General features: G+C 68.6%; 15 protein-coding genes. 3 read left to right on the forward strand and 12 right to left on the reverse strand.

Translation table 11 applies throughout. From position 1 onward, the window contains the following. Positions 1-11: 11 nt before the first annotated feature. The gene (locus tag HUS23_02895; protein QKT02833.1) at positions 12-2,309 is read right to left on the reverse strand and encodes an ABC transporter permease subunit; all 2,298 of its coding nucleotides are present in this window, start codon (positions 2,307-2,309) and stop codon (positions 12-14) included. Positions 2,310-3,038: 729 nt separating this feature from the next. On the opposite strand from HUS23_02895, the gene HUS23_02900 reads away from it, so the two are divergent. After that, positions 3,039-3,758 carry a hypothetical protein gene (locus HUS23_02900; protein QKT02834.1) on the forward strand — a complete coding sequence of 240 codons (720 nt, stop codon included), beginning with the start codon at positions 3,039-3,041 and terminating at the stop codon, positions 3,756-3,758. A gap of 282 nt (positions 3,759-4,040) precedes the next feature. On the opposite strand, the gene HUS23_02905 is transcribed toward HUS23_02900, so the two are convergent. Together HUS23_02905 and HUS23_02910 are read right to left on the reverse strand one after the other, a co-directional pair. Beyond that, the gene (locus HUS23_02905) at positions 4,041-4,595 is read right to left on the reverse strand and encodes a cytochrome c (GenBank protein ID QKT02835.1); all 555 of its coding nucleotides are present in this window, start codon (positions 4,593-4,595) and stop codon (positions 4,041-4,043) included. A gap of 94 nt (positions 4,596-4,689) precedes the next feature. Further along, positions 4,690-6,354, reverse strand: coding sequence for a diguanylate cyclase (locus tag HUS23_02910; protein ID QKT02836.1), 1,665 nt, complete (start codon positions 6,352-6,354; stop codon positions 4,690-4,692). Positions 6,355-6,693: 339 nt separating this feature from the next. Between HUS23_02910 and HUS23_02915 the strand changes: the two genes are divergently transcribed. Both HUS23_02915 and HUS23_02920 read left to right on the forward strand, forming a co-directional pair. Beyond that, on the forward strand, positions 6,694-7,695 hold the full coding sequence (locus tag HUS23_02915) for an SDR family oxidoreductase (protein ID QKT02837.1): 1,002 nt from the start codon (positions 6,694-6,696) through the stop codon (positions 7,693-7,695). Between the two features lie 96 nt (positions 7,696-7,791). Next, positions 7,792-8,079 (forward strand): hypothetical protein, encoded by a 288-nt coding sequence (locus HUS23_02920; protein QKT02838.1) that lies wholly within the window; start codon positions 7,792-7,794, stop codon positions 8,077-8,079. Positions 8,080-8,122: 43 nt separating this feature from the next. Here HUS23_02920 and HUS23_02925 read toward each other — a convergent pair whose 3' ends face one another. From HUS23_02925 to HUS23_02965, 9 genes are all read right to left on the reverse strand, one after another. Next, positions 8,123-9,163 (reverse strand): ABC transporter ATP-binding protein, encoded by a 1,041-nt coding sequence (locus HUS23_02925; protein QKT02839.1) that lies wholly within the window; start codon positions 9,161-9,163, stop codon positions 8,123-8,125. Between the two features lie 29 nt (positions 9,164-9,192). Beyond that, positions 9,193-10,005 (reverse strand): carbohydrate ABC transporter permease, encoded by an 813-nt coding sequence (locus HUS23_02930; protein QKT02840.1) that lies wholly within the window; start codon positions 10,003-10,005, stop codon positions 9,193-9,195. Then, the gene (locus HUS23_02935; protein QKT02841.1) at positions 10,002-10,853 is read right to left on the reverse strand and encodes a sugar ABC transporter permease; all 852 of its coding nucleotides are present in this window, start codon (positions 10,851-10,853) and stop codon (positions 10,002-10,004) included. The genes HUS23_02930 and HUS23_02935 overlap by 4 nt, the downstream gene beginning before the upstream one ends. Then, entirely contained in the window at positions 10,850-12,118 is a 1,269-nt protein-coding gene (locus HUS23_02940) for an ABC transporter substrate-binding protein (protein QKT02842.1), read from the reverse strand. The genes HUS23_02935 and HUS23_02940 overlap by 4 nt, the downstream gene beginning before the upstream one ends. Positions 12,119-12,193: 75 nt before the next feature. Further along, on the reverse strand, positions 12,194-12,448 hold the full coding sequence (locus HUS23_02945) for a Rho termination factor N-terminal domain-containing protein (protein QKT02843.1): 255 nt from the start codon (positions 12,446-12,448) through the stop codon (positions 12,194-12,196). Positions 12,449-12,537: 89 nt separating this feature from the next. Next, positions 12,538-13,368, reverse strand: coding sequence for a class I SAM-dependent methyltransferase (locus tag HUS23_02950; GenBank protein QKT02844.1), 831 nt, complete (start codon positions 13,366-13,368; stop codon positions 12,538-12,540). Beyond that, a complete protein-coding gene (locus HUS23_02955) occupies positions 13,368-14,738 on the reverse strand; it encodes an amino acid permease (protein QKT02845.1) in 1,371 nt (456 codons plus the stop codon). Before HUS23_02955 ends, HUS23_02950 begins: the two co-directional genes overlap by 1 nt. Positions 14,739-14,900: 162 nt before the next feature. Beyond that, on the reverse strand, positions 14,901-15,983 hold the full coding sequence (locus HUS23_02960; protein ID QKT02846.1) for a PA0069 family radical SAM protein: 1,083 nt from the start codon (positions 15,981-15,983) through the stop codon (positions 14,901-14,903). Positions 15,984-15,991: 8 nt separating this feature from the next. Beyond that, complete coding sequence (locus HUS23_02965) at positions 15,992-16,885, reverse strand: isoaspartyl peptidase/L-asparaginase (GenBank protein QKT02847.1); 894 nt, start codon at positions 16,883-16,885, stop codon at positions 15,992-15,994. Positions 16,886-16,914: the final 29 nt, after the last annotated feature.

A 16,914-nucleotide genomic window follows, 5' to 3' on the forward strand; every position in this document is an offset into this window, starting at 1 on the left:
GTGCTATCCCCTTACAACGCCGCGTACTTGCGACGCATGCGCTGCCGCACCACTTCGGCGACGGTATTGACCAGGAAGGTGAGCGCGAACAACACCAGCGCGGCGAGGAACAGGATGCGGAAGTGCGAACTGCCCACCGCCGTCTCCGGCATCTCCACGGCGATATTCGCCGACAGCGTGCGCATGCCCTCGAAGATGTTGAAGTTGACGATCGGGCTGTTGCCGGTCGCCATGAGCACGATCATGGTCTCGCCCACCGCGCGGCCGAAGCCGATCATCACCGCCGAGAAGATGCCGGGGCTCGCGGTGAGCAGCACCACGCGCGTCACCGTCTGCCAGGGCGTGGCACCGAGCGCGAGCGAGCCCTGCGTGAGGTGCTTGGGCACGTTGAAGATGGCGTCCTCGGCGATGGAGAAGATGGTCGGGATGACCGCAAAGCCCATCGCGATGCCCACCACCATGGCGTTACGCTGGTCGTAGGTGATGCCGACATCGGTGAGCCACTGGCGCATGCTGCCGTCGAAGAACCAGACCTCCAGCAGCGGGCTCAGCTGCACGCTCACCCAGCCCACCGCGAGCACCACCGGGATGAGCAGCGCGGCCTCCCAGCCACCGGGGATGGCGTGGCGCAGCCCGGCCGGCAGCCGCGTCCAGCCGAAGGCCAGCGCGAGCATCCCGAGCGGCATCAGCAACAGCACGCTGAACACCGCCGGCAGGTGATTCTCCAGGAACGGCGCCAGCCACAGCCCGGCGAGGAAACCGAGGATCACGGTCGGCAGCGCCTCCATGATCTCGATGGTCGGCTTCACCGCGCCGCGCATCTTGGGGCTCATGAAGTACGCGGTATAAATCGCGCCCATGATCGCCAGCGGCATGGCGAACAGCATGGCGTAGAACGCCGCCTTCAGCGTGCCCAGACTGAGCGGCACCAGGCTGAACTTGGGCTCGAACTCGTCGGTGGCCGAGGAGGACTGCCACACATAGTCGGGACCGCCGCGCCCCTCGTACCAGACCTTGCGCCACAACGCGCTGAAGGATATCTCCGGGTGCGGGTTGCTGAGGCGGTGGTACTGGAGGGTATTGTCGGCCTCCAGCACGAACAGTCCGTTGTTGCGCGGCGCGATGGCCAGCCCCGCGATCGGGGCCTCGGCGAGGCGCTGACGCAGCACGGTGCGCGCCGAGGTCGGGTAGTGCAGCGCCACCTCGCCCTCGGCATCGGCGGTGGCGAAGCCCTTGCGCGCATGCTCCGGGACGATGGTGGTCACCGCGGCCCCGTGGGCCGGGAAGCTGCGCACATGCGCGAGGCGGCCGAGGTTGTCGGCGCCGCGCACCAAAAACCACTGCGACACGCTGCCCTCGGAGCCGCCGACAATGATCGACACGGTGCCGAGCACAAACTCCAGCGCCGTCACCGAGGCGTCCTCCCGCGTCAGCACGCGGCGGCTATCCACCAGGCGCGCCTGGGCCGGGTTGCTCACGTCGTAATAGTGCAGCATGCCCTCGGCGTCGCCGACGTAAAGGTTGCGCATGGCGCCGTCCACCAGCAGGCGCGTGGCCGAGGCGGGCGGCGCGGGCAACACGTAGCTCGCGCGGCGGGTGACGGTCTCGCCGGTCATGAACGAGGTGGTGGCGGTGTACTGCACCAGCAGCAGGCGCCGGTCGGCGGTCACTGCCGCGACCGTGGTGCCGCGCGTGCCTTCCTGCACCGCGAGCGACACCAGCGCCGCGCCGCCCTCGTCCACGACCACCGGCTCCTCGCCCAGCGGAAAGTCCAGCCGCGGGCTCACCTGCCGCACGTCGTCGGGATAGCTGATGTCGTAGGCATACTGCACCACCACCGCACGACCGTCGGAGAGCCCGAAGGCCAGCAGTCCGGTGCGCGGCTCTGCCGCCGCCACGCTCACCACCTCCACCCCCTGGGGCACCGGCAGGGCATGCTCGGCCAGCACCCGCCCGGTGTCGGGCACGAAGAAGGTCACCTGCCCCGTCGGACTGAAGCGCGTGCCCACCTCCCGGTGCCGGTCCATGGCGAGGTACGCGGTCTGCGCCGGCCCCGTGCCCGGCACGGTGTAGCTCGCCACCGGGGTAATCGAGGCGGCGCGGAACATGGGCACCACTTCGCTCATGAGGTAGACGAAGATCAGCGCCAGCGCGCCGATCACGCTGTACCCACCCAGCGCCACGCCATAGCGGGCGACCAAGTCTTTGACCCCGCGCCAGCGGCGCAGGCGCCGACGGGCGGCGGCATCCGGCAAGGCGGGTCGCGCGGTGGAGGGGGCGGACGCCCCGGCAGCTTGCAGATCGCTCATGGGAAAACCGGTGGTCGAATCATGCGCGCCACCTTAGTGCGGGTTTGTTACGCGCGTGTGACAGGACCAAACGAAAAAGGCCCGTCCGCAATGCGGACCGGCCCCCTTGATTCCGGTGGGTACCAGGGGCGTCAGCTGCCTACGACCGTCGTCCTTGGTAATGATCACGGCGCCGAGCGCGGGCGCGGTGCAGAAGGTGATCGAGCGGCCCTCCTGCACAGGAGCGCCCCCCCTCAATACGCCAATCGCCCCAGGGCGGCGCACTTCCCTCGCCTGCTGTGCGAATCGAAGATCGAGCTCCACCACACTTCCGAAGGTGTAGGTTCATTGCGGCAAGCTGCGCCAGCCTTGAACACTTCGCCGAAACGTCGAAGCGCGCGCAGCATCCACGTGGTCTCACGTCTCCCCGCCGTAGCGCGTGCGCCCGGGTATGCGCAGCGGCCGTCTTCGCTCGGCAACCCCGCTGTGTTGGTGAAGGTCGGCATCCGCACCTTTTATACTTTTTTCGACTCCGATATTGTCCGACTTCGGCTGCACTTGTTTTTTTTACAACAAGTACTTCACTTAACGTACAGGACTCCAACCCCTAGCAACATACCGAGCAGCGCGGCAAAGAACCGGCGGCGGAGCCGACTCTTATTCCATGCGCCCCTCGTCGGGGGTTCTCCTGCATATAACGGAAGGGTTACGCACAAGCGCGCCCAAAAGAAGAAACAAGGAGGATTCGACGTGAAAAGATCAATAATTCACAACACCCTTGCGACAATGGCTACCGCCATCACCTTGGCATTTGGGAGCACCGCCCATGCGAACGAGGAACCCCCATGCCCGTTCGACGAAAGCCGGTCGGGTCTCTGTGGCTACTACCATTCCCAAATCAGTCCTGCAGAGGCCTACGTCAATGCGATTCTGAACCGCGGCAATGCGACGCGCCCTTCCGACGGGCCGGTGATTCTTGATGTGCGGAGCACGCCTGAATACAAGGCGGGGCATCCGAAGCATGCATACAACATCCCGTATCCCTTCATCTATCAGCACTGTGAAGAGCGGCACCCGGACGGCGCCTGCGCCGGCGGCGGCGCCCGCATCCTCCAGGACGACACGGCATTCGTCACCTATGTACAGAACCTCGTTCCTGACAAGGACACCCCGATCTACATGCTGTGCCGCACCGGCGTACGCAGCGTCGCTGCATCGAACCTGCTCACGGATGCAGGCTACACACACGTGCGGAACATCTGGGAAGGCTTCGTGGGCATTTACCTGACGGCCCCGAAGGTACAGGAGGACGGCACCATCGCTGTTCAGGCCGTTGATCTCAACCACGACGGTGTCCTTGACGACCGCGACAAGAACGGCTGGCGCTATCACTACGGCTTGCCCTATGAGACGCGCCTGCTGCCCCACCTGATCTACAAGGACATGGCCTATCTGTACGACTGGGACTGACTGCTCGGAAGGTCAAGAGACCCCGCGTTCTCGCGGGGTCTCTTGACGTAGGGCGCGAAGACTGAGCGCCGAGAAGGTCGCACCCTCCGGGATCGGCGAGACGTACACGTGTAGATCAAGGTGTTCCTAATTCGCCGGAGCAAACTGCGCGACGAGCTTCTGAGCAGCGAGAGCTGCGAACGGAGTCGCGCGCGTCCCGACCTGCGAGCCCATAATCCAGCGCCACTGTTTCGTCGAGGCGACCATCGACCGCCGACACTGGCGCATCGGCAGGGCGAAGCGCTATCGAGGGGTGCTGCCCAACCGTTCGTCCATCTCCACGGCCTGCTCCATCGCCTGATAGTCGCGTGGAGACAGATTGGGCATGTATTCAAGGAAGGCGACGATGGCCCAGAGGTCTTCGTCGTCCTCGGTGAGGCGCCAAGCGGGCATGCCGGTCATCTTGATGCCGTACTTGGTGATCCAGAACAGCTCCGCCGAGGTCCATTTGCGCGGCGCGTCGACCAGGGGCGGGGCGGGCGGCCAGAGGCCGAGACCGAGGTCTTCGGGGGCGACGCCCGGTGCGCCGTGGCAGTACACGCACTCCTGGCGGAAATGCACAAAGCCGCGACGAATGAGTGCGTCGCCGCCAAGCTCCGGCGCCTCGATATTGGCGGCGCGGCGCTTCACCGAATGCTCCATGGTGGTCTGCATGACCCAGCGCACGGGGCGCGTATGCGGCTCGGTGGCGGCGATATCGTAGATGCCGGAGTAGATGAAGGCGACGCCACCCCCGGCCGCCAGGAGCACGAAAACGGCGAGCGCGAGCAGCACCTGTCGCCAACCGAGAGTAATCATATGCCTGCCGCCACGTTCGACCTCGACACCCGCGCTAAGCCGCTTCGGCCAGAGTCTAGCAGGCGCTTGAAGCCTCTCCCCTTCACGAGGCCCGCTAGTGCGGCGGCACCAGCTCGTCCTCGGCGGGCGCAGTGCGTCCCGGGCGGACGACCACCCGATTGCGACCGGCCGCCTTGGCTTGATAGAGCGCCTCGTCGGCCACCTCGATCAGCATGTGCATGTCGTTATCGCCGTCGGGAACCATCGTGGCCACTCCGACACTGACGGTGACGTGCGCCAGCGCGTCATCCCGCGCCTCCAGACGCAGTTTGGCGACGCACGCGCGTATGCGCTCGGCCACCAGCCGCGCGCCGGCGAGCTCGGTGTTCGGTAGCAGCACGGCGAACGCGTCGCCGCCGTAGCGTGCCAGCAAGTCACTCGGCCGGCATACAGAGGCACGCAAGGCCGCCGCCACTTGGCGCAGACACTCGTCGCCGGCCGGATGGCCATGCCGGTCGTTGTGTTGACTGAAGTGGTCGATGTCGGTCATCAACAGACTGAGCGGCCGACGCTCGCGGTCGCAGCGCGCCCACTCTCGCGCCAGCGCGCCTTCGAAGTAGCGGTGGTTCGCCAAGCCGGTCAGCCCGTCCTGCATGGAGAGTTGTTTGAGCACGTGATTGGCATGCTCGAGCTCGCGCGTAAGACTAATCAGGCGGGTCTGCGAGGCCCGCAGTTGCCAATTGATGCGCAGGATATGGAGCGCCGTCGCAACCGACAGCAGCACCGCGAGCGCGAGGACGATCAGCCAGTAACCGTACTGGCGCACCAAGCTGCCCAACTCGATGTCCTCAACGCTATCGTACGGGGCGACACGCAACTCCCGCAGCAGTTCGTGCACGGCGGTGTAATCCAACGGCATCGTCCAGCCTGCCGAGCGGCTGGCGCGCGCCTCCGGGCCGTCGGACGGGAGCTGCAGCAGCGCCGTGCCGACCCGGTGTGCGAGCTCCTCATTGGTGCGTGCAGTGCGCGCGAACGCCCATTCGGGATAAAGACGGGTGCTGAGCAGAAACGGGAAACCCGCCGCCTCCTGGCGATTGATGATCTTGAAATCCTCAAGCGCGATCAGTCCTTCGCCGGCCATGCGCTCCAGGGTATCGGTCCGCACGGTACCGGCATCGACTACGCCGTTGCGCACTGCAAACACGATGCCATCTTGCGGAAGACCCGCGAAGGCGACGTGGGCGAGATCGCGGGCCGGGTCCAGCCCCGCGTCGCGCATCTCGCGCAACGCCATCAAATAGCCGCCGAAGGCGTCCGGCCGCACCGCCATGAACGACTTGCCGCGCAAATCGGCGAGCGAGGCGATGTCGGTGCGGTCGGCGCGGGTGAAGATCACCGCGCCGAAGCGCGTGTAGGACTGCCCCTGGCGCAAATTGCGCAGCGTCAGCAGGCGCGTCACGCCGTGGTGGGCTTCCAGCGCGGCATAGGATCCGGGATTGGTGATGACGAAATCGACGTGGCCCTGCGCGACGGCCGGGCCGATGGTGCTGTTGGTGAGTGGGACGACGATGAACTCGCGGCCCGGGATAGTGCGCGTGAGATAGGCGGCGGTCGGCCGCCACGCATACAACGCCGCTTCGCTGCCGCGGTGTGCCAACACGCCGATGCGCACCACCGAGCGCTCGTGGGCGCCCGCATCCGCATCTGCCAATGCGGCCCGCGGGGCCGGCAGGAGCGCCAGCAGTAGCGCTGTGATCAGCCACGGTTTGTGCGCGCGCATACCCCCTCCAGGCCGCGACGGCTACGGTAAGGGTCTGAACCAATCCATCCAGGATTTCACGACCCACGCATAGCGAAAGCGCGGTCTTCACTTTGCTCCGCGCGCAACTCCTTGGCGTCGACCACGGCGGCACATCCCGGCCTCGCCCGCGGATCAAACGCGCAACGTCTCGATCCGGCGCAGCCTAGCGGATGTACCGCGTCGGCAACGTGCAGGGTAGCCCTTATTCGAGATTTTGCTCCTGTCACGCTATGCCTACGCCGAGAGCGGGTCAAGCACGCCGTGCACCGCGTGAACTATGTTGTTTGGATCACGGGTCATCATGGAGGATGCTGCGCCATGCCTGCAGCGAAAGTGGTAGTGATCACCGGTGCGTCGGCTGGCGTGGGCCGCGCGACCGCCCGGCTGTTTGCCCGCGAGGGGGCGAACGTGGTGCTGCTCGCGCGCGGGCGCGCCGGGCTCGACGCGGCGGCGCGTGAGGTGCGCGATGCCGGCGGCGAGGCGCTGGTGATCCCGTGCGATGTGGCCGACGCGCCGCAGGTCGAGGCGGCCGCGGACCAGGCCGAGGAGGCCTTCGGTCCGATCGACCTCTGGATCAACAACGCGATGGTCACGGTGTTCTCGCCGTTGAAGCTGCTCGAGCCTGAGGAGTTTCGCCGCGTCACGGATGTGTGCTACCACGGCGCCGTGTACGGCACCATGGCGGCGCTGCGGCGTATGACGCCGCGCGACGCCGGCACGGTCATCCAGGTCGGCTCGGCACTCGCCTTTCGCGGCATCCCGCTGCAATCGGCCTACTGCGGCTCCCAGTTCGCGCTACGCGGCTTCACCGAGGCGGTGCGCAGTGAATTGATCCACGAGAGCAGCCGGGTGCATGTCGGGATGGTGCAGCTTGGCGCGATGAATACGCCCCAGTTCGGCTGGGCGCGCAGCCACCTGCCCTATCATCCCCAGCCGCTGCCGCCGATCTACCAGCCGGAGGTGGCTGCCGAGGCCATTCGTCACGTGGCGCACCACCGCCGCCGTGAGATCTGGGTCGGCAAGGCCACCGCGCAGACCATCCTCGGCAACCGCGTGGCGCCCTGGCTGCTCGACCACGTGCTGGCGCGCAAGGCCTGGAGCGGACAGCAGACCGACGAGCCGCTCGAAGGCGGGCGCACGGGCAATCTGTTCGAGCCCATCGACGAGGACCACGGCGCGCGCGGGCGCTTCGACGCCGAGGCCAGCGAGCACAGCGTGCAGCTGAAGGCCTCGCAGCACCGTCATTGGCTGGCGCTGGGGGCGGCGGTAGCAGGCGTGCTGGCCGCGAGCGGGGCCCGACGGCGCACACGCCGCGCCTGACGCGAGGGCAATCCCTGCGCTCTGCTTATACTCAGGGAGAGCGCTCGAGTAGAGCAGCGGAAACTGCGCAGCATCCTCACATGGACAAGGAGGTGCATGATGAGCGACGCACACGTAACCACCGATCACGCCGCGATCCGCCAGTGGGTCGAGGCGCGCGGCGGGCGCCCGGCGGCGGTGAAGAACACCGGCGCCGGCGACGATCCCGGCATCCTGCGCATCAACTTCCCCGGCAGCGAGGCGGACGACAAACTCGAGGACCTGTCCTGGGACGCGTTCTTCGACAAGTTCGAGGATCAGAACCTCGCCTTCCTACATCAGGACGAACTGAAGGACGGGGCCGAGAGCCGCTTCTTCAAGCTCGTCAATCGGGACGCCTACTAGCGGACCCACAGAACCCCGTGCCGCGCTCCACCGGTCGATGCATTCACGCCGCGTCCGACCGCCGCGCACCACTTTCGGGATCGAACAGGTGCAGGCACTCGCGGGGGATGTGAAAGCTCGCGGTCTCGCCCTCGCGCAAGGGCTCGTCGGGCGCCGCGCGCCCCTTGATCCGCCCGCCCTGCCAGTGGCCGACCACCCAGAGGTCGCTGCCGGTGGGCTCCAGTACCTCAACGCGGGCGGCAAGTGCGTCCGCCGCGCCGCCGCCCGCGCGCACCTGCACATCGGCCGGGCGTATTCCGATCAACGCGTCGCGCGCCTGCGCGGGCGCCAGTCCCGCGTCGGCGAGCGCGGCGCCCTCCAACAGATTGATGGGCGGGCTGCCGACGAACTCGGCCACGAAGCGCGTGGCCGGTGTGCGGTAGAGCGCCAGCGGCGTGTCGACCTGCTCGATGCGCCCGGCGTGCATCACCGCGACGCGATCCGAAAGCACCATCGCCTCCTCCTGATCGTGCGTGACGTACACCGTGGTGATGCCGTGCGTCTCGTGCAGGCGCTTGAGCTCCTCGCGCATCTCCAGACGTAGGCGCGCATCGAGGTTGGACAACGGCTCGTCCATCAGGAACACGCGCGGGCGGCGCACCAGCGCGCGGCCCAGCGCCACGCGCTGGCGCTGCCCGCCCGACAGGGCGCGCGGGCGCGCGGCGAGCACCGCGTCGAGCCCGAGCGCCGCCGCCACGGCGTGCACCTCGCGCGCGATCTGCGCGCGCGGCAGGCGCCGCACGCGTAGCGGAAAGGCGATGTTCTCGAACACGCTCATGTGTGGGTACAGGGCATAGCTCTGGAACACCATGGCCACGTCGCGCGCGGCGGGCGGCAGGTGATCGGCACGCGCCTCGTCCAGATAGAGCGCGCCCGCGCTGGGCGCCTCCAGACCGGCAATCAGATTGAGCGCGGTGGACTTGCCGCAGCCGCTCGGCCCCAGCAGGGTGAAGAACTCCCCATCGCGGATGGCGAGGTCGAGTCCCTCGATGATGGACTTGTCCGCGTAGCGTTTGCTCAGTCGCTCGAAGCGTATGCTCGCCATCCAGTGCTCCTTGTTCTTCTAGGCCTCGGCTATTCCTTGACCGCCCCCGTCGTGAGGCCCGCCACGATGCGCCGCTGGAACAGGAACGCAATCACCACCAAGGGGATGATCACCGTGATGGTGGCGGCCGCGATCTCGCCCCACGGCACCTCGTGCAGGCCCGGAAACTGGGCGATCTCCACGGGCACGGTGCGCGAGGCGGTGGTGGAGGTGAAGGTCAGCGCGTAGAGAAACTCGTTCCAGGCGGCGATGAACACCAGCAGCCCGGTGGCGACCAGCCCCGGGACCGAGAGCGGCAGCAGCACGCGCCGAAACGCCTGCAGCGGCGTGCAGCCGTCCACGCGCGCGGCGCGGTAAAGCTCGTCGGGGATCTGATGCAGGAACGCGGTGAGCAGCCAAATGGCGAGCGGCAGCGAGAAGCTGGTGTACACCAACACCAGCGCGAGCAGCGTGTCGCGCAGGCCCAGACCGACAATCAGCAGGTACAGCGGGCTCACCGTCGCGATGGGGGGAAACATCGAGGTCGCCAGCACCGCCAGCAGGATGAGCGCCTTGCCGCGCACCGGCAGCTTGGCCAGTGCGAAGGCGGCCAGCGAGCCGGCGGCGAGCGCCAACGCGGTGGTGCCGGCCGCCACGATCAGGCTGTTGGCGATGATGCGCGCGAGGGGGTGGTCGCCGAGCACCGCGAGGTAGTGCGCGGTGCTCGCGCGCGTAGGCAGCAGCGGCGGCAAGGTGGTGAGCTCGTGCTCGGGCGTCAGCGAGGTGACGAACTGCCAGAGCAGCGGCGCCAGGCTGTAGAACGCCACCACGGCCAAACCTCCGTACAGCCAGACCCGCTTCATTGCCAGGCGCGCCGCAGGCGCAGCGTGAAGCCGACGGTGATCAGCGCCACCAGGGCGAAAGTCACCGCCGCCAGCGCCGAGCCGTAGCCGAAATCCAGAGTCTGGAACAGGATCTTGTAGGCGTAGATCGACAGCGTCTCGGTGCTGTTGCCGGGGCCGCCGCCGGTCAGCACGTACACCACGTCGAACACCCGGAAGGCGTCGATCACGCGCAGGATGAGCACGATGAGGATCAGCGGCGCGAGCTGCGGCAGCGTGATGCGCCGGAACATCAGCCACGCGGAGGCGCCGTCCACGCGCGCCGCGCGGTACAGATCGCGCGGGATGCCCTGCAGGCCCGCGAGCAACAGCAAGGCGACGAACGGGGTCATCTTCCACACGTCGGCGGCGATCGCCGCGTGGATGGCGAGGGTCGGATCGCCCAGCCAGTTCACCGGTGCGCCGAGCAGGTAGTTCAGCACCCCGAACTCGACGTTGTACATCCACTCGAACATGCGCGCGGAGACCACCGTCGGCACCATCCACGGCACCAGCACCAGCGCGCGCATCATGCCCTGCCCGCGAAACGCGTGGCGCAGCAGCAGCGCGATGCCGAGCCCCAGCGCGAGTTCGACCGACACGGACACCACGGTGAAATACACCGTGTTCCACAGCGCATTCCAGAAGCGCGCGTCGGCCACCACACGCAGATAATTGTCCGCGCCGACGAAGCCCGCCTCGGGGGCGAGCAGCGAGGCGTCGGTCAAGCCCAGCCAGATGACGTAGACGCTGGGAAAGCCCGTGAACACCAGCAGCAGCAACACCGCCGGGGCGAGAAAGCCCGCCGCCTGCCGGTGCACGCCGTTCAAAACAGCGCCGCCTCGGCCTGGCGCTGGGCATCGCGCAGCGCCGCCTCCGGGCTCTTGACGCCGGCCACGGCGGCCGAGAATTCCGCCTGCAGGATCTGCGACAGGCGCGCGTAGTGCGCACTCACCGGGCGCGGCCGCGCCTGTTCGAAGATGGGATAGAACAGCGCGAGCTGCGGCTGGGCGGCGCGTAACTCGGGGTCGTCATAGAGATCGCGGCGCGCGGGTTGAAAGCCGTAGGCAAGCGCCAAGGCCTTCTGCGCCTCGCGCGAGGTGAGGTAGGCGACCAGGGCCTCGGCCTGCTGCGGGCGGCGCGAATGGGGATTGACCGCCAACTGCCACCCGCCCAGCGTGGCGGCCGCCTCGCCGCCGGCGAAGCGCGGCAGGGCCGACACCCCTACCCGGCCGCGCACCGCCGACTCGGGCCGCTCGAACAGCGCCCAGGCGTAGGGCCAGTTACGCAGGAACAGCGCGTTGCCGTCGCCGAAGATGCGCCGCGCGGGCTCTTCGGTGAGCGTGGTGACGAACCGCGGCGTCACCCCGTCGCGCTGCACCAGAGCGACCAGGAAGCTGAGCGCCTCGCGGTTCGCCGGGGAGTCGATCACGGGTGCACCGTCGCGCCATACCTCGCCGCCGTTGCTCCACAGGTACTCCAGGACATTGGTCACCAGCCCCTCGTACTGACGCCCCTGCCAGACGAAGCCGTACATCCCCTCCTGCGGCGCGATGCGCTGCGCGGCCGCCCGCAACTCCGCCCAGCTCTCGGGCGGCGCCGTGTCATGGCGGGCCAGCACGTCCTTGCGGTAATACAGCAGCCCCGCGTCGATGAACCAGGGCGCGGCGTACAGCCGTCCGCGGTAGGTCACGGCCTCGCGGGGGCCGTCGAACAGCGCGGCGCGCGTATCGGGGTGCAGGGCATCGGTGAGGTCGCGCAACCAACCGGCGGCGGCGAACTCGGGCACCCAGATCACGTCCACCGCGAACACGTCGAAGCTCGCGGCGCGCCCGCGCAGGTCGATCACATAGCTCTGGCGCTGTTCGTCGCTGCCGGAGGGCAACAACTCCTGGCGCACGGTCAGGCCGGTGCGCGCCTCGAAGTCGTCCAGCAACGCGCGCAGCGCGCGCGGGTCGCCGAACAGCTTGGCGTGCTTGAAGACCAGCGTGTCGTCGGACGGGGGCGGGTGGCAACCGATAAGCGCGGCGAGGAGGCCGAGCGCGAAGGCAATGAGGACAAAGCACCGCGCCCCGCGCCAGCCGGCGCGGAGCATGGGCGGTGCACCGCTCGAAAGAGCGGCATGATGAAGGCGCTTGTCGCGGGTGAGGGCCAAGACCCGTCGACGCGCCTAGCGGCGGCGCAGGGCGTCGATCAGGTCGGCCTTGTTCATGGTGCTGCGGCCCTCGATATCCAGCTCCTTGGCCTTCTCATACAGATCCTCGCGACGCCAGTCCTCGTACTTGGGTGCACGGCCACCCTTGCGTCCGGTGGCGTGGCGCGGCGAGTTGGCGATACGTGCGGCTTTCTCCTTGCTCGCGCCCTGCTCACGCAGACGCTCGTACTGACTGTCGTCCTTGATCTGCGGTCCGTGATCCTTGGTCATCCGTGTCTCCCGGACGGACGATGTGCCCGTGCAGCGCCACCGTCCTCATACTCAGTCTGGCCCACACGCGGGCAGGGTCAAGTGCGCACTTACTGCGCCAGGGACGCGCCGCGGCTGCTCGCGCGGCCGCTCCAATGCAAGGTGTCCTGATCCGTGCCGCGCGGACGCGCCGCACCGACCATGTCCTCGCCCGCGACGGTGCCGGAGAATTCGTAGACGTGCGCGCCCGGCGCGGTCACCGTGAAGCTCAGACGATCGCCGTCCAGGCGCACCGCCTCCAGCGGCACCAGCACGCCGTCGATCTCCGCCTCGCCGTGCACCTCCTGAAACACCTGGTCGAGGCGCAGATCGAAGGCGAGCGGGCCCTCCTCTCCGCGCGCCGCCACGCGCCAGACCCCGCTGACCTCGGCCGGTACCCGCCAGAAGTACACCACGCGCCCCTGGACGTGGCGCACCTCGTCCGGCTCCCACTCGCCCATGTCGAAGGCGTGCGAGACCACCGGGGTGCCGGGCGCGAGCTCGCGCAGCAACTTGGGCCGCAGCTTGATATTCACCGTCGACAGCAAGTACAGCGTGACCGCGTCGGCCTCGCTGAGATCGAGGTCGAACAGGTTGCCCTCGATAAACTCGACCTGGTCGGTCACGCCCGCGACACGCGCGTTCTCCCAGCTCTCGTCGATGCGGTTGGGGTCGATGTCGATGCCGACGGCGCGCGCGCCATAATCCTTGGCCGCGCTGATCACGATGCGCCCGTCGCCCGAGCCCAGGTCGTACAGCACGCTGTCCGGCCCGATCTCGGCGAGCTCCAGCATCTCCTCCACCACATCCATCGGCGTGGGAACGTAGGGCACATCCCGCGCCCCGGCGGCGGCCACCCACAGCAGCGCGGTCAATCCCGCAGCGGTCCATGCCATGCGCATCAACTACCTCCTTGTTTGACCGAAGCGGACACCAGCCCGCGGCCGCGACCCGCCCACCACAACATCGGCACGCCCAGGACGAGCAGCGCCACTCCCAACAACGCGCCCAATCCCGAATAGGCGAGGCTGGCATACAACATGTAGGTGCTGCTGCCGACGAACAGGATCGGCAACACGGGATACAGCGGGACGCGGAAGGGCCGCGCCACCTGGGGCTCGCGCACGCGCAGCACGATCAGCGCCAAGCCCGTCAGCAGGAAGAACAGCCAGAACACGGGCGAGACATAGTGCACCATGGTCTCGAAACCGGAACGCTGCTGGGCGCCGATAAACACCAGCGCCAGCGCCACGGCGCCCTGCACCAGCAGCGCGCCCACCGGCGCGTTGCCCTGCGCGCGCCACCGCGCCAGAAAGCCCAGCGCAGGGAAGTCGCGCCCCAGCGCGAAGTTGGTGCGCGCGCCGGTGAGGATGGTGACATTGATCGAGGCGAACACAGCCACCGCAATGAGCGCGCTGACCAGGCGCGCCGCGTTGTCCCCCAGCACGGCGCGCATGGCGTCGGCGGTGACCACTTCCGAGCCCGCCATGGCGTCCACGCCGAGCATGCGCAGGTAGGCGAGATTGACCAGCAGATAAGCCAAGGTGATCAGGCCGATGCCGACCACCAGCACGCGCACCATGTTGCGCCGCGCACCGCGCAGCTCCGAGGAGACATAGGCCGCTTCGTTCCAGCCGCCGTAGGTGAGCAGCACGAAGATCATGGCGAGCCCGATCGCCTCGCCCGGGCGCAGGCCGCCGGCCGGTTCCGCGGCGGGCACCGCGCCGCCGCCGAGGGTGAGGCCCAACACGATGATGGTCAGCAGCCCGCCGAGGGTGATCAGCGTCATCGCATTCTGCAGCCCGGAGGCCTGACGCAGTCCGACCAGATTGAGCCCGGTGAGCAGCACCACCGCGGTCGCCGCGTAGATCGCCGCGCCGTTCTCGCCAAGGGGCCAAAGGGCGCTGGCGTAGTCGCCGAATACAAAGGCCAGCAGCGCGATGGAGCCGGTTTGCAGCACCGCCAGACGCGACCAGCCGAACAGAAAGCCGAGCCGCCGCCCGTAGGCGCGGCTCAGGTAGTGGTACTCGCCGCCGCGGGTCGGATAGGCGCTGGCGAGCTCGGCGTAGCACAGCGCGCCGATGAGGGACACGATGCCGCCCAGTAGCCAGGCGGTGAGGATCAGCGGTTCACTGCCCAGGCTGCCGGCGACGATGGCGGGCGCCTTGAAGATCCCGGCGCCGATGACCAGGCCGACGATGATGGCGACCACGTCGATCGGCCGCAACGCATGATGCGCAGAGCCTATGGACTCGGGCGGCTTCGCCCTCATGCACGACCTCCCCTGGCGTGAGCACGCACGGGCCGCACGACGGTCAGGCGGGAATCGGCCGGCCTGTCGTCGACGCGGACGCGCAGGATTTACCGAAGTGTAGGCGACGGCACTCGGCGCTGCCGCCGCTTGGCGCGGCGAGGCTTTCGGGAATTCCTAGACTTACAGAAGATCGAGCTGCTGCGGCCCGTGGCGCGGGGGTGCGAATCGGCCCGCGTCCAGGGCCGGCCCCGGTCCGTCCAGACCGAGCCGCCGGCGCGCGAGCCGGAAACGCTTGGCCAGCAGCTCGGCGAACACCCCCTCGCCGCGCATGCGGGCGCCGAAGCGCGCATCGTAGGCCTTGCCGCCGCGCGTGTCGGCCACGCGCGCCATCACGTGCTCGGCCTTCAGGGGCGCGTGCACCTGCAGCCAGTCTCGGAACAAGCCCTCGACCTCCAGCGGCAGGCGCAGCAGCACATAGCTCGCCGTCTGCGCCCCCGCCTCGGCGGCCGCCTGCAGGATGTCCTCGAGTTCGGCATCCGTGAGCACCGGGATCAGCGGAGCCACCATCACCCCGACCGGCACCCCCGCCTCGGCCAGCCGCCGCACCGTCTCCAGGCGCCGCTGGGGCGCCGCGGCCCGCGGCTCGAGTCGGCGCGCGAGCGCGCGGTCCAGGGTGGTGATGGAGACGTACACCGCGGCGAGGTTCTCGGCGGCCATGGGGGCGAGGATATCGAGGTCGCGCTCGACCAGCGCGGACTTGGTGACGATTGCCACCGGGTGACGGTGTTCGGCCAACACCTCGAGGATCTGGCGCGTGATACCCCACTCGCGCTCGATGGGTTGATAGGGATCGGTGTTGGTCCCCAGCGCCAGGGTCCGACAGCGGTAGCCCGGGCGCGCGAGGGCCTCGCGCAGCAGACGGGGCGCCTCGGGCTTGGCCACCAGACGCGATTCGAAGTCCAGCCCCGGCGACAGCCCCAGGTAGGCGTGGGTGGGGCGCGCGAAACAATAGACGCAGCCGTGTTCGCAGCCGCGGTAGGGATTGATCGAGCGGTCGAAGGGGATGTCGGGCGACTGGTTGAAGGCGAGGATACTGCGTGTGGCGTCCAGGCTCACCGTGGTGCGCAGCACCGGCGCCTCCTCGTCGGCGCGCGCCCAGCCGTCGTCGTAGGCCTCGCGCCGGTGGGCGTGGAAGCGGACGTCCGGATTGTCGGTCGCGCCGCGGCCCTTGCGCGGGTCGCGGCGAACGGCGTCGTCACTCACGTGTGGCCTCAGATATCGGTGACCGTGGCCCCGCCGGCCTGGATGTAGCACACCGGCATGTGGTCACAGTTGTGCGCGTAGCCCACGTGACCATGCCGGTCGATGAGTATCAGGCCCGCCTCGCTGCGGGTGCGGGCCTCGAGCAGCCCCACCGCCTCGCGCGCCGCGGCCATCGCGTCCAGCCCGAACCGCGTCAGGTCGAGCGCCGACTTCGCCATCACGGTGCGGATGATGGCCTCGCCGATCCCGGTGCAGGAGACGCCGCCGGCCTCGTCGGCATAATTGCCGGCGCCGACCAGCGCCGAGTCCCCCACGCGTCCGGGGAGTTGGCCGAAGCGGCCCCCGGTGGAGGTGGCGGCGGCGAAACGACCGGCCGCATCGCAGGCGACGCAACCGACGGTGTCGTTCACCTCGCCGTCGCCGCCTTCCTGCCCGCGCGCCTCCTCATGACGCTGCGCCTGGCGCGCCACCACCAGTTCGCTTGGGTCGCACAGGGCGACCTGGTGCGCCTCCGCGAAGCGGCGCGCGCCCTCGCCCACCAGCAGCACATGCCGGCCGTCTTCCAAGATCGCCCGCGCCAAGCGAATGGCGTTCTTCACCCCGCGCACGCCGCCGATGGCGCCCGCGCGCAGGCCCTCGCTATCCATCAGACAGGCATCGAGCTCGACTTCGCCGTCGCGGGTCAGCACGGAGCCGGTGCCGGCGTTGAACTGCGGGTCGTCCTCCAACACCACCACCGCCGCCTCGGCCGCCTCCAGCGCGCTTCCGCCGCGTGCCAGCACGTCCCAACCGGCCTCGGCGGCGGCGCGGCAACCCTCCTGCCGGGCCTCCCACTCATCCGCCGGGCAGCGGCCGGCGCCGCCGTGCACGATCAGGCTGGGCAGGGGTGATATCGCGGGCATGCGGCCTCCTTGGCGAGCATCTCGTTCCG

This window comes from Ectothiorhodospiraceae bacterium 2226, from assembly GCA_013348725.1.
Taxonomy (GTDB): Bacteria; Pseudomonadota; Gammaproteobacteria.